Consider the following 13,224-nt stretch of genomic DNA (forward strand, 5'->3'; position numbering starts at 1 on the left):
TTGCACCGGAACGCCCGCATTGTTATGACCGCAACCATGACGACGCCCCCGCTGTCCAGAATTGAACAACCGCCCATGACCCTGCGGGACATGGTGCAGGACCGCATGCGGGACGCGATCATCGAAGGGCATTTCAAGCCCGGAGAGCGGCTGGTCGAGCGACCCTTGTGTGACCAGCTTGGGGTCAGCCGCACGGTGGTGCGCGAGACGATCCGCTATCTTGAGGCCGAGGGGCTGGTGGAAATCCTGCCCGGGCGCGGACCGATTGTGGCGCGCATGAGCTGGGATGATGCGCGGCAAATCTATGAAATCCGCCGGATGCTGGAAACTGCTGCTGCCCGTAAATGTGCACAGAACATTACGCCTGCGCGCGCCGACCGGTTGCGCGCGGCTCTGGCGCAGCTCAAGCAGGAGTTTGCCCAGAAAACTCCCGGCGGGCTGTTTCGCGCAACCGCCGGTTTCTACTCTGAGATATTCGAAGGTGCGGGCGATCATGTAGCATGGGAAATCGTGCAACGCCTCAACGGTCGGATCAGCCGGTTGCGCATGATGACCCTGTCCTCGACCCGGCGCAGCCGACCGGGGCCGGAACACATGCAGGCGATCTGCGATGCCATAGCATCGGGCGATGCGGCGCTGGCTGCAAAAGCGGTCGAGGATCATCTGGACGATACCTCGGCCATCGCTGAGAGGCTGTTGGCCGAGCAGGCGCCCTAGACGCGAAAAGAATGATTGACGCAGGCGGGTTCGGTGTCTCAGTATTCCGGGCAGCCAGCAGAGAAAGGCAACGGGTGTGCTGATCGAACCGATCCAGGCAATGACGCGCCGCCAGACCGGATGTGATCTGGTCGTCTGACCCCGCTTTGCGCGGCACGCGCCTGAGCCGCCTTCGGGCCAGACAAACCTTCCCTGACTGTTAACCCAATGCCTCAAACCTGCGGATTGCGCATGGCCACCGACATCGGTGGCACCTTCACCGACACCGTGTTGGTGAATGAAGCCTCTGAGATCATTGCGACCACGAAAACACCCACCACCCCGCAGCAACCAGCCATCGGCGCTGCCGACGGGGCACAGCGGGTGCTGGCCAAAGCCGGTGCGGGCTGGGATCAGATCGGTGGCTTTATCCATGGCACCACACTGGCCACCAACGCCCTGATCGAGCGGCGCGGCGCGGCCACCGCAACGATCACGACCCGAGGATTTCGCGATATCCTCGAGATCGCTTACGAGCGGCGCTATAGCCAGTATCAGTTGAATCTGGTCAAACCAGACCTGATCGTCCCGCGCACCCATGCCCTGACCATTGGCGGACGCATGGATGCGCAGGGTCGCGAGTTGCAGCCGCTGGACGAGGCGCAGGTCACAGATCTGGCACAGGCGCTGAGGAAGCTGCAGGTCGAAGCGGTCGCGATTTGCCTGCTGCATGCATATGCCAACCCCGCACACGAGCTACGCCTGAAGGCGCTATTGGCCGCGCAGCTGCCCGAACTTGTCATCTCTCTCAGCCACGAGGTCAGCCCCGAAGCGCGCGAATTTGACCGGCTCTGCACCACCATCGCAAATGCCTATATCCAACCACTGATGGCCGGGTATCTGACGGATTTCGAGGCCCGCTTTACCCGGATGGGTCTTACCTGCCCTATCCTGATGATGACCGCAGGTGGCGGGATGACTACGCTGGAAACCGCCGCCCGCCTGCCCATCCGCCTGGTTGAGTCCGGGCCCGCCGGAGGGGCCATTCTGGCCGCGCGCATCGCGCAGGAGGTGGGAGAGTCTCAGGTGTTATCCTTTGATATGGGCGGTACCACGGCCAAGCTGTGCCTGATCGACGATTTCCGCCCACAAACTGCGCGAAAGTTCGAAATCGCGCGGGCCGAGAGGTTTATCAAAGGTTCGGGCATGCCCGTCCGCATCCCGGTCATAGAGATGATCGAGATCGGCGCGGGTGGCGGTTCCATCGCTCGTGTCGACCGGCTGGGTCGCGTGCAGATCGGCCCAGAAAGCGCGGGCTCTGATCCCGGCCCTGCCGCGTTTGGCCAAGGCGGCCAGTATCCTACTGTGACCGATGCCGATATTGCACAGGGCCTGATCGACCCCGCGCGCTTTGCGGAAGGACGGCTGACTGTCGACGCAGACGCCGCTTTGGCGGCTCTGGCCCGCGATGTCGGGCAGCCGCTGGCGCTTGAGGCCTACAGGGCGGCATTTGCCGTGAGCGAGATCGTCGATGAAAGCATGGCCAGCGCCGGGCGTATGCATGCGGTTGAATCCGGCAAGGACCTGAAGCCGCGCGTGATGATCGCCTTTGGTGGAAACGGCCCCCTGCACGCGACCCGCTTGGCACGCCGGGCAGGGATGGAGCGCATTCTGATCCCACGCGATCCCGGCGTAGGATCGGCGGTCGGGTTCCTGTTCGCGCCGGTCTCGTATGAGATCATTCGGTCCCGCTATGCACGGTTCGAGACACTGGACCTAGACGGGCTGAACAGCTTTCTCGATGCGATGCAGCAAGAGGCGGAAACCGTTGTGCGCGCCGGCGCTCCGACCGGGGCGTTAACCGGACGGCGCGTGGCGTTCATGCGCTACCACGGTCAGGGGCATGAGATCGAAATCGATCTGCCAGACAAGGCTTTGACCATCGAAGACTTGCCCACCCTGAGGGCTGCGTTCGAGGTCGAATACAGTCGTCAGTTCAGCCGCACCGTCCCGGGGATGGAGATCGAAATCCTCAACTGGGGCCTTTCTGTCAGTTCGGTCGCACCGGCGTTGCGATCCGGCGCAGAGGCACCTGCCAGCACGCGAAAACATGCGCAGAGCGCGCGAAATATCCTGTGCGACGTCACCTCTGACTGGCGCAAGGCGGGGGTGTTCGACCGCAACGATCTGTCCGCCGGAGACACCATCGACGGCCCCGCCCTGATCATCGAGGCCCAGACCGCAACCTTCGTCAGCGCCGATTTCAGCGCCATGATCGACGCACATGGCAACATTTGGCTGACCCGCAAGAAAGAGGCACGCTCATGACACCCGCAGATACCCGCCTTCAAGTCATGTGGAACCGGCTGCTGGCCGTGGTCGAGGAACAAGGACAGGCCCTGATCCGCGCCGCCTTCAGCCCGATTGTCCGCGAATGCGGGGATATCTCAGCCGGGATTTTCGACGCAAAGGGTCGCATGCTGGCACAGGCCGTGACCGGGACGCCGGGGCATATCAACACCATGGCCGAAGCGGTAAAAACCCTGCGCAGCCGTTTTCCGTTGGCGCAGATGCGGCCCGGCGATATCTACATGACCAATGACCCTTGGATCGCCTCGGGGCATCTGAATGATTTCCTTCTGATGATGCCGGTCTTTTATCGCGATGAGGTGATCGGCTTTACCTCCTGCACTTCGCATCTGGTCGATCTGGGTGGGCTGGGCATGGGACCAGAAGGCAGCGACATCTATGACGAGGGGCTGCTGCTCCCGCCCTGCAAACTGGTCAGCGGGGGCGCGGTCAACGCGCTTTTGCTGGAGATCGTCAAAGCCAATTCACGCGAACCTATTGCCAACGAAGGCGATATCTATGCCCTGATCGCCTGTTGCGAGGCAGGGGCGACGCGGTTGGTGCAGATGATGGATGAGTTCGGCCTCACCGATCTGCACGCGCTCTCAGACTACATCGTCGAGACCTCGCGCCGCGGAACAGTCGAGGCCATCACGGCCCTGCCCAAAGGCACTTGGCGGCATATGCTGAAGGTTGACGGCTATGACGAGCAGATCGAACTGCACGCGGCACTGACTATCGCGGACGACCATCTGCTGCTGGATTTCGACGGCACCGCCGGTTGCGTGGGCAAAGGGATCAACGTGCCACTGAACTATGCCACCGCCTATTCGGTCTTCGCCCTGCGGTGCGTGATCGGTGCGGATATCCCGAACAATGCAGGCTCGCTTGGGCCCTTCCGTGTGACAGCTCCCGCGGGATGCATACTGAACGCCCAAGCCCCTGCCCCGGTGGCGATGCGGCATACGCTGGGGCAAATGACGCCTGATCTTGTCTATGGCTGCCTGTCACAAGCTTTGCCCGATCAGGTCCCGGCCGAGGGCGCGTCCTGTATGTACGACCTTCCGCTGCGCCACGCGGCCGAGGCGCAGGACAAGGGCGACGACCTGTTCGCACTGGAGCTGGTCTTCAACGGCGGCACAGGCGCGCGGCCTGCGCTGGATGGGCTGTCAGCCACCGCATTCCCCAGCGGCGTTTGGGGCAGCCAGATCGAGACAACCGAGGCGGTTGCCCCGGTCCTGTTCCATCGCCGCGAGTTGCGGCCCGACTCAGGCGGCCCGGGCCGGTTCCGGGGCGGGTTGGGGCAACGCATCGAACTCAGCGCATCAAAAGATCAGGACCTGATGCTGTTTCTGTCGGTCGAGAGGGTCCTGAACCCCGCCAAAGGGCGCGCAGGCGGGCACAGCGGCGCGCCGGGGCGCATTCGTATCGGAGCCGAAGGGCAGGACCTTTCGGGCAAGGGCGAATATCGGATAAGACCCTCGGAAACGCTGATCTTCGAAACCCCCGGCGGGGGTGGGTTTGGCCCACCGTCCCAGCGCTACGACGAAGATCTGCAGCGCGATGTGCAGGCCGGGCTTGTCAGCGAAGACGCAGCACAGACCCTCTACCGGGGGCCGACATGAGTTATCCGAACCCCCATATCGCTCGCATGGCACCTTATGCCCTGGCCAGTCTGGATGTCCCGGATGGGCAACGGCTGGTCTCGCTGTCCCAGAATGAAAGCCTGCGTCCACCGAGCCCAAAGGCCGTTGCTGCGGCAGCCGGGGTTCTGGGGCACAGCATGCTCTATCCCGATCCAGACTGGATGGACCTGCGTCATGCATTGGCAGACCGACACGGATTGGAGGCCCAGAATATCCTCTGCGGTAGCGGGTCTCTTGACCTGATCAACTGCATCGCGCGGGTCTATGCGAGCCCGGACCGCGCCGTCCTGGCCCCGGCCCATGCCTATCCGTTCTTCCGCACCGCCGCGCAGATGGCCAACGCGCGGTTCGACACCGCGCCCGAGGCGAATGCAGTCGTCAGCGTCGATGCCTTGCTGGACGCCGTACAACCCGATACGGGACTTGTCTTTCTGGCAAACCCCGGAAATCCGACCGGAACCCGGATCGGTATGTCTGAGCTGCTACGCCTGAGGGAGGGGCTGCGCGCTGACATTCTGTTGATCATCGATGAAGCCTATGGCGAATTTGCCGACCACCTGAACGAGCGGTGTTTCGACATGGTCGACCCCGGTAACACAGCCGTCCTGCGCACCTTCTCGAAAGCCTACGGTCTGGCGGGGTTTCGCGTCGGCTGGGGCTATTTTCCGAGCGCAGTCACGACCGAACTGCGCAAAGTACTGAACCCCAACGGCGTTTCGGCCCCGGCGCAGGCGGCAGCAACCGCAGCCGTCGCCGATGACGCCTATATGCGCGAGACCTGCGCGCAGACGGTGCGTTTGCGTCATTGGGCCGCAACCGAACTGACTCAAGCCGGTTGGAGTATCTTCCCAAGCTTCACCAACTTCCTTCTGATCGATATGGACCGCCCGGACCTTGCGCAGCGTGTAGACAAACACCTTAAGCAACAGGGCATCTTTCTGCGTCCTCAGACCGGGGCCGGGTTGCCGCATGCCTTGCGCATGACAATCGGTCCGTCGCCGGACCTTCAGGCCGCTGTTAAGGCGCTCATCCACTGGAAGCAGGAGAACCCGGAATGAAGACCTCTCGCGGACGCGCCCGGTTCGGGATTCTGGTGCCGTTTACCAATACCAACCTTGAACCCGACATGGCCCTGATGCGCCCTGATGGCGTATCGATGCACTTCGCCCGGATGGGCGGTTATGACGAACACGAAATCCCAGATGAAAGCCAGATGCAGGGCCTTGGCGACACGGACCTCGAAGGGCCTCTCCAGCTTTTGATGGGCGTCCGGCCCGATGTAGTTATCTATGGCTGCACCTCAGCGACATTGACCCACGGGCCAGAGTTCGACCGCGCCCTGTCCACGCGGATCAGCACCAGCTGCGGTGCCCGCACGGTGACCGCTGCGGGAGCGATCACGAGGGCCCTGACCGCGCTTGGCGTGACGCGGATCGGCTTTGCTTCGCCCTATGTGCCCGCCATCAACGACATGGCGGTTGCGTTCCTCGCGGCAGAGGGCGTCGAAACCGTTCGAAGGTCAGAGGTGTCAGAGACGCTTGGAAACCAAGGGCAAGGTGCGCTAAGCCCGGACGCGGTCTTTGAACTTGGCCTGAATGCCGACCATCCAGAGGCCGAGGCGATTGTCTTATCGTGCACCGATATGCGCAGTGTCGAAACGCTGGACCGGCTGGAGGCAACTGTCGGGAAGCCGGTGATAAGCTCGAATCAAGCTCTCCTGTTTGCGGCGCTTTGTGCGCTAGAGCATCCCGAGCCCGTAGAAGGCTTCGGGCGTTTGCTGGCAATGCCGCGCGGGCATTGTTTTGCCGGACAGCACAGTATCGACTAGGGTGATTATAACTCGGTCCAGTATTCCACACCGCCTGAAGGACGATACAGGAGGAACCTATGGCAGACCCAAAGCTTAGAACGACCCAAGGCAACGGACGTCTATTCGATAATGTTCTGGATACGATCGGAAACACGCCGGTTATTCGTATCAATAATCTGGGGCCCAAAGGCGTCACCCTTTTTGTGAAATTCGAAGCCTTCAACCCGGCGGGCTCGGTCAAGGACCGGCTGGCGGTCAATATCATTGAGGCTGCAGAACGCAGCGGCGCGCTGAAACCGGGGCAAACCGTGGTCGAGGCAACCAGTGGGAATACCGGCATCGGGCTCGCCATGGTTTGCGCCCAGAAAGGCTATCCTCTGGTTGTGACCATGGCCGACAGTTTTTCGGTCGAGCGTCGGCGTCTTATGCGGATGCTTGGGGCGAAGGTGATCCTTACGCCGCGTTCGGAAAAAGGGTTTGGCATGTACCGCAAAGCCGCCGAACTGGCCGAAGCGCATGGCTGGTTGCTGGCACGGCAATTCGAAACAGAGGCAAACGCAGATATCCACGCCGCCACCACCGCGCAGGAGATTCTAAGCGACTTTAGCGGTCAGCGACTGGATTACCTAGTGACTGGTTACGGTACCGGCGGCACCGTGACCGGCGTTGCCCGTGTCCTGCGCAAAGAGCGGCCTGAGACGAAAATCATCCTCTCAGAGCCTGCGAATGCGCAGTTGATCGGCAGCAAAATTGCCACGGAACGCGGGGCGGACGGCGCGCCACTTGCCAGCCACCCGGCATTTGAACCCCACCCGATCCAAGGCTGGACTCCAGATTTCATCCCCGCCGTTTTGCAGGAAGCAATCGACAATGCCTATTTCGACGAACTGATCCCGGTGGCTGGTTCAAAAGGTGTTGAATGGGCCAGAGCACTGGCCAGCAAAGAAGGTATCCTGACCGGTATTTCCGGGGGTTCCACCTTTGCCATCGCCATCGAGATTGCTGAACGGGCCGAACCCGGTGCGCATATTCTGTGCATGTTGCCCGATACCGGCGAACGATACCTGAGCACGCCGTTGTTCGAAGGAATAGCCGAAGAAATGACCGAGGAAGAAATCGCAATCTCGAACTCGACCCCCGGCTATCAAATGTCCTGAGGCAAGCCTTGCTTGCGGGTATGTTCGCGGTCGGTGCGGCGTTTAAATCAGCCCGAAGCAGGATCGCTATACAGCCTGATGGACCTCGATAATGTTACCTTCAGGGTCATGAAAAAAGATCTGATGCCATTCTTTGGCAAAGGCGGTCCCATAATCGGAATACGGAATTCCATTGGCTTCGAGCACAGTCTTGAAGGCTGCGATATCATCTGTCCGAAACGCGATATGGCCGCGCTCGACCGGGTTGATCGCTTCACCATGTTTAAAGGCCAGATCCAGATTCCGCTCGGCTAGGTGCATCTGCATCGCACCATCCGTGGCGAAACGAATTTTGCCATCATAACCCTTCTCATCCGTGGCCTCCGGGCGTGGAAAGTTCTCGATAGGAATGTTATCCAGGCCCAGCACGTCTGTATAAAAACGATGCAATCGTTCGATATCGTCCGAGACATAGTTGATGTGATGGAATTCGAGTTTCATAGCAGTAGCTTCCACTTGATTTTCAGGGGAAAGAAACCCGATGAACCCTTCTCTGGCAACCCTCAGGCTGGCAAGTGTAGTAACACCGAAGCTTCATCATGCTGGCCAAGTCTGGATCACAGCATAGTGTAGAATTGCCGAAGGTTCAGGGCATCCGGTTCGCGCCGGAGATGTGGAATGGCAAATGCCGCCTGAGCCGTTGCGTCCCCTCTTGTTCCGGAACCCCGCCTATATGGCCTTGAACACAAGTTCGAACATCTGCGCGAATTGGGGTGCAATCAGTCCACCTTAGCGTGGCGGCGTCTCAATGCGTCGGACCGTGCGAATTGCCTGCTGGGCTGTTGCGGGCGTCTGGTCGCCGCACGACAGGTCTTAGGTGCTGAACCGTTTAACGCCGGGTGCGCGCGGTTCTGAATAGCAGCAGAAACACGAAAACCGATCCGATTGAGGTGGTGACAATGCCCACCGGCAATTCCTGTGGCGCCAGCAGCAATCTGCTCAGGATATCTGACCCTGTCAGCAAGGCTGCTCCCACGATCGCGGCAGTCGGCAGCAAATGGCGATGCAAAGGCCCGGCAATGCCGCGTGCGATGTGGGGCACCATCAAGCCGACAAAACCGATCACCCCGGCGACCGAGACAAAAACAGCCGTCGCAAGCGCCGCAACGAAGAACATGCTGAATCGCAGACCCTGCACCGGGACACCCAGAGTGCTTGCTGTCAGATCTCCAGTCAGCAATGCATCAAGCCAACGGCTGCGATAAAGCGAATAGCTTAAGATCAAAAGCAGGCCCACACACACCAATGGGAAGGTTTCCCATCGGGCCAGGCCCAGCCCACCGAGCATCCAGAAGATCACCGAATGCGCGGCCCGGTTGTCGCCGGCAAAGATCAGGTAATTGGTGATGGCCGAAAACAGAAAGGATACCGCAAGCCCCGCCAAAATCAGCTTTTCTGGTGCACTGGTTTTCAACCCATGCACCAGCGCCAAAACGATCCCCGAGGCGACAAGACCGCCGCAGAACGCGGCGAGCGGCAACGTCCAGAACCCCAGAATATCTCCGGTAACGGTAATCACGAATACCGCGCCTGCTGCCGCGCCCGAGGACAGACCAAACAGGAAGGGGTCGGCCAGATCGTTGCGCGTTGTCGTTTGCAGTACCACGCCAACTATCCCAAGCCCTGCACCAATCACTGCCGCAAACAAGGCGCGTGGCAGGCGCAGGTCAAAGACGATGCGGTGCATCGGAGACATCTCGCCACCCACCAACCCGGTGCCAAGCAGCACAGCCTCGACCGTTTCGGAGACCGGAATCGAAGTCGTGCCATAGATGGTCGACACCAGCAAAAGGGCGGTCAGAACGACCGCCCCCAGCAACAGCGTGAGGCCCAATCGGCCCATATCAGTTGAGGCCTGGATGCATGGCCTCGGCCATTTTCGAAATTGCCGCGATATTAGCGGGTCCGGGGGTCAGCTCCTCATAGCGAAGACCAATCCAGCGCTGGTCCTTGACCGCGTCGGTTTGCGACATCACCGGATGTTCCTGCAGGAATTTGAAGGTATCCGCCGCGCCATTGCCGGTCTGATAGTCGAGCAGCACAAGGAATTCGGGGTTCGAAGCGGCAACCGTCTCCCACGAGGTACGACCCCAGCTCGTGTCCATGTCATGGGTGACATTCTGACCGCCTGCCGCCGCAATCATCGCGTCGGGGATCGCGAATTTACCCGCCGTAAACGGAGCATCCGCCGGACCATCCAGCAGGAAGACACGCGGCTTGGCCAGATCGGCAGTCTTGGCTTTGATCGACGAGAGCTCATCTTTCCAGCCAGAAACCAGTGCCTCGGCTTTGTCTTCGACCTGCATGACCTTGCCAAGTCGCAGGACGTCGTCGAACAGCAGGTTCATGCTGGCTTCGGGGCGGTCTTTATCCAGATGCACGCAGCTTTCGGTCAGGATCATGGTCTTGATCCCGAACGGTTCCAGCGTGTCAGGCGTGACATCACCGCCGGGCTTCATGCCATAATACCAACCCGCGAAATACAAATCCGGCTCGACCGCTACAAGGGTCTCGACGGTCGGGTATTTCGGTGCAAGCTCGGGGATGTCGCCGCGTAATTTATCGAACTCGGGGCTTGTCTTGTACCAGCCGGTGATGCCGGTCAGGCCGACGATCCTGTCCTGCAAACCCAGGGCGAAAGCCATGTCGGTCATGTTCATGTCATGCACAACCAGACGCTCGGGGGGCGCATCAAAGACCAGCGGTTCGCCGCAATTGTCGACGGTTATCCCTTGCGCGGCAGCGCCGCTTGCCATGGCAGCAATAAACACCGCGGGCCAGATTGGTTTCACGAATAATCTCCTGAGTTTAAGTGGGAACTGTTGTTCTTCGGATGTCCAGTACCGGAATGACGCGCCCTTCGTGGTGAAAACACAGATAGTCGACACCAAAGGTTTCGCGTACCCGCTCTCCGGTCAGCACCTCATCAACCGGGCCAAATCCCGTCAGCCGCGTGGATTTCATCAACGCGACATGGGTCGCGAATTCGGGGATCATGACCAGATCATGCACGATCATGACCACCGTAATCCCCAGATCCGCAACCAGAGACAGCATGCGCCCTTTCGCATCGGGGTCCAGATGGTTCGTCGGCTCGTCCAGAAACAGAAGCGACGGGTTCTGGGCCAGCGCGCGCGATGTGAGCCCGCTGTCGCTCACCACCGGAAAGCTGCGCCATCCGCTTTTGCGCAAGAGGCGCGAGGCCAGTCAGATTCAGAATCCGGTCCAGCTCTTGCTGGTGCGCACGTGCGGAGCGGTCGGTAAGGATCGGTATCTGGCCCAGAGCCACGTAATCGCGAAGCGACAGACGCCCATCTGGCATCTCTTGCTGGCCGACCACGGCGATAACACGCGCCCGTTCGTTGGCTGAGAACTGCTTGAGGCTTCGCCCATTGATCTGAACATCGCCCAGAGACAGCCCTTCGGCACCGCAAAGCAGATTGAGCAAGGTGGTTTTACCCGCGCCGTTCGGGCCAGCAATCGCCAGAATCGAGCCTTCGGTCAGCTCAAAACTGACATTCTGCAGCAGCACATCGCCATTTAGCGCATAGTATTCGAGGTTCGAGGCAACAAGGAACGGCTGGGGTGTCATAGCGGTACCTGCTGACCAATCGGCGGCATCCGCGATAGGGTCTTAGCGGATAGTGCACCGGGCCGCTCGGTCGCTTTGGTCCAGCCATTCGCGCTTTGTTGGTACTGAAGGGCAAACTCGGCCAATGCGTCAATCTCGGCCGGGGTCTGGATATCACCAAACAGATATTGCGCCTTGCCTACAGCCTGAAAGCCCACAGTCGTCGGGTGCGCACACCCGGCCATGCAATCAACGCCGCGGATCGCAAAGCCCTCGGGCAATCGGGGTGCAAGGGACTCTTGTATTGCCGACAAGGTCTGCGCGCCGGAACAGGTGGCGCAGATCAGCACAAAATGATCAGGAGTCTTCACACACGCGCCCTCTGCCTCTGCCCAGATGCATCGGGAAGGTGCCAAATATGTCAACACGTGTCAGACGTGCCATCAAAGCCTCCTTCCAGGACGCCCCGTCCCGGGTTGGTTGAACATCTGATGGCAGGTCTCCTGACTCGCGGGTCTCGGCTTGGCCATCCTTCCCGGCCGAAAAGGCCAGTGGTTGCTTGGCTTTGCTCGCCGCTTACAGTTGCGGGGGCAGTTACGGGTTTGACCGAAGCGGGCCGCACCGTATTCCCTTTTCATCCCGCGGCCATAGCCTTGGGAACCATCGCAGGACTCAGTGCCTTAGAACAATGGATGGGTCAATATGAAAGTTACCGGGCGTGAGCGGTCGAACGCGCACAATCCCCTTGCCCGCCCTTTCGTGTCCCAGCTGGATTGGATAAGAGGGATCAACCCCTGCATGATGCGCAGGACAGGGTTTCCATCCAATCAGGAGCCAGCCCATGCCTTTTTCCCGCCTCGCTCTGGCCGCAGCCATCGCCATCGCGTCACCCGTTCCGACCCTTGCGCAAGCTGCTGATGAGCGCGCCGCGCCCTTATCGCTCGAGTTGAATACGGTGCAGGAGGTGAACGGCGCCTGCCGTCTGACCTTTGTTGTGCACAATCAAACCGAAAGCGAAATCGAGAAAGCTGCGTTCGAAACCGTCATTTTCGACAAGTCCGGCGGCGTGGTCACGCTGTCGCTGTTTGACTTTCGCGACCTGCCGCGCGACCGGCCGCGGGTGCGTCAGTTCAGCCTGCCTGATCTCGATTGCACCTCGATCCGTCGTGTCCTGATCAATGGCGCAAACAGCTGCGTTGTCAGCGGCTCGGAAAGCGATATCTGTGCAACAGAGTTGAACCTGACCAGCCGGATCGATGTGGAGCTCTTAGGATGAATGCACTTGAGGCCCTGCGCCAGATCGTAGCCCTCGGAGGGCCGGTTGTGGCCATTCTGATCGTCATGTCCGTGCTGGCGCTGGCTGTGACGCTTTACAAGCTGTGGCAATTCACGGTGACCGGTGTTGGGCGGCATCGCGTTCTCACGCAGGCGCTGAACGCATGGGATGCAGGTGATCATCAGACAGCCCGGGCCCGTCTAGCCAAAAGCCACAGCTATCTGGCCCCGTTGGTTGGCGCCGCCATGGATGCGCCGGACTTGCCCGGACTGGATGATCGCCTTGACGCCGAGGCCGGTCTGGCCTTGGCCGGGTTGGAGCGCGGCTTTCGGCTGCTCGATACGGTCGCCCAGCTTGCGCCCCTACTGGGGCTTTTCGGCACGGTTCTGGGGATGATCGAAGCGTTCCAAAGCTTGCAGCAGGCCGGCAGTTCGGTTGATCCATCCCTGCTGGCAGGCGGCATCTGGGTGGCGCTGATCACCACTGCGGTAGGGCTTGCGGTTGCCATGCCGACGTCGATGATACTGTCCTGGTTCGAAAGCCGGACGGCACGCGAGCGCGTCTTCGCCGACAAGGCGCTGCGCACCGTGCTGGTGCCCGGACAGTTGGCCACCGAAGAAGAAACCTTATCCGCCGTGCCGGAACATGCGTAACCGGGCGCCATTTGTCAGGCGCACGTT

14 protein-coding genes and 1 riboswitch are annotated in these 13,224 nt (G+C 60.6%); of the genes, 8 read left to right on the forward strand and 6 right to left on the reverse strand.

Annotated elements, in window-relative coordinates; translation table 11 throughout:
* Positions 1 to 36 precede the first annotated feature (36 nt).
* The 6 genes from ACR3EN_RS17670 (at position 37) to ACR3EN_RS17695 (ending at position 7,658) form a co-directional block, all read left to right on the forward strand.
* Positions 37 to 717: a GntR family transcriptional regulator gene (locus ACR3EN_RS17670; protein WP_480820707.1), complete on the forward strand. Its 681-nt coding sequence runs from the start codon at positions 37 to 39 to the stop codon at positions 715 to 717.
* Between the two features lie 231 nt (positions 718 to 948).
* The gene (locus ACR3EN_RS17675; protein WP_480820705.1) at positions 949 to 3,024 is read left to right on the forward strand and encodes a hydantoinase/oxoprolinase family protein; all 2,076 of its coding nucleotides are present in this window, start codon (positions 949 to 951) and stop codon (positions 3,022 to 3,024) included.
* Complete coding sequence (locus ACR3EN_RS17680; protein ID WP_480820703.1) at positions 3,021 to 4,670, forward strand: hydantoinase B/oxoprolinase family protein; 1,650 nt, start codon at positions 3,021 to 3,023, stop codon at positions 4,668 to 4,670. The genes ACR3EN_RS17675 and ACR3EN_RS17680 overlap by 4 nt, the downstream gene beginning before the upstream one ends.
* Positions 4,667 to 5,749: a pyridoxal phosphate-dependent aminotransferase gene (locus tag ACR3EN_RS17685; RefSeq protein ID WP_480820701.1), complete on the forward strand. Its 1,083-nt coding sequence runs from the start codon at positions 4,667 to 4,669 to the stop codon at positions 5,747 to 5,749. Before ACR3EN_RS17680 ends, ACR3EN_RS17685 begins: the two co-directional genes overlap by 4 nt.
* Positions 5,746 to 6,519, forward strand: coding sequence for a maleate cis-trans isomerase family protein (locus ACR3EN_RS17690; RefSeq protein WP_480820699.1), 774 nt, complete (start codon positions 5,746 to 5,748; stop codon positions 6,517 to 6,519). Before ACR3EN_RS17685 ends, ACR3EN_RS17690 begins: the two co-directional genes overlap by 4 nt.
* Positions 6,520 to 6,578: 59 nt before the next feature.
* Positions 6,579 to 7,658: a PLP-dependent cysteine synthase family protein gene (locus tag ACR3EN_RS17695; protein ID WP_480820697.1), complete on the forward strand. Its 1,080-nt coding sequence runs from the start codon at positions 6,579 to 6,581 to the stop codon at positions 7,656 to 7,658.
* 66 nt (positions 7,659 to 7,724) lie between these two features.
* On the opposite strand, the gene ACR3EN_RS17700 is transcribed toward ACR3EN_RS17695, so the two are convergent.
* The 6 genes from ACR3EN_RS17700 to ACR3EN_RS17725 all read right to left on the reverse strand — a co-directional run bounded on the left by ACR3EN_RS17700 (position 7,725) and on the right by ACR3EN_RS17725 (position 11,639).
* Positions 7,725 to 8,138, reverse strand: coding sequence for a VOC family protein (locus ACR3EN_RS17700; RefSeq protein WP_480820695.1), 414 nt, complete (start codon positions 8,136 to 8,138; stop codon positions 7,725 to 7,727).
* Between the two features lie 388 nt (positions 8,139 to 8,526).
* On the reverse strand, positions 8,527 to 9,540 hold the full coding sequence (locus ACR3EN_RS17705) for a FecCD family ABC transporter permease (protein WP_480820693.1): 1,014 nt from the start codon (positions 9,538 to 9,540) through the stop codon (positions 8,527 to 8,529).
* A 1-nt stretch (position 9,541) separates the two neighbouring features.
* Entirely contained in the window at positions 9,542 to 10,489 is a 948-nt protein-coding gene (locus ACR3EN_RS17710) for an ABC transporter substrate-binding protein (protein ID WP_480820691.1), read from the reverse strand.
* A gap of 16 nt (positions 10,490 to 10,505) precedes the next feature.
* Entirely contained in the window at positions 10,506 to 10,754 is a 249-nt protein-coding gene (locus ACR3EN_RS17715) for a hypothetical protein (protein WP_480918466.1), read from the reverse strand.
* Positions 10,702 to 11,289 (reverse strand): ATP-binding cassette domain-containing protein, encoded by a 588-nt coding sequence (locus tag ACR3EN_RS17720; RefSeq protein WP_480918467.1) that lies wholly within the window; start codon positions 11,287 to 11,289, stop codon positions 10,702 to 10,704. The genes ACR3EN_RS17715 and ACR3EN_RS17720 overlap by 53 nt, the downstream gene beginning before the upstream one ends.
* A complete protein-coding gene (locus ACR3EN_RS17725; RefSeq protein WP_480820687.1) occupies positions 11,286 to 11,639 on the reverse strand; it encodes a DUF1636 family protein in 354 nt (117 codons plus the stop codon). The genes ACR3EN_RS17720 and ACR3EN_RS17725 overlap by 4 nt, the downstream gene beginning before the upstream one ends.
* 105 nt (positions 11,640 to 11,744) lie before the next feature.
* Positions 11,745 to 11,948: riboswitch (cobalamin riboswitch) on the reverse strand.
* Between the two features lie 161 nt (positions 11,949 to 12,109).
* Between ACR3EN_RS17725 and ACR3EN_RS17730 the strand changes: the two genes are divergently transcribed.
* Together ACR3EN_RS17730 and ACR3EN_RS17735 are read left to right on the forward strand one after the other, a co-directional pair.
* Positions 12,110 to 12,544: a hypothetical protein gene (locus tag ACR3EN_RS17730; protein ID WP_480820685.1), complete on the forward strand. Its 435-nt coding sequence runs from the start codon at positions 12,110 to 12,112 to the stop codon at positions 12,542 to 12,544.
* On the forward strand, positions 12,541 to 13,197 hold the full coding sequence (locus ACR3EN_RS17735) for a MotA/TolQ/ExbB proton channel family protein (RefSeq protein ID WP_480820683.1): 657 nt from the start codon (positions 12,541 to 12,543) through the stop codon (positions 13,195 to 13,197). The genes ACR3EN_RS17730 and ACR3EN_RS17735 overlap by 4 nt, the downstream gene beginning before the upstream one ends.
* Positions 13,198 to 13,224 lie beyond the last annotated feature (27 nt).

It is taken from the genome of Ruegeria sp. G7 (genome assembly GCF_056535465.1).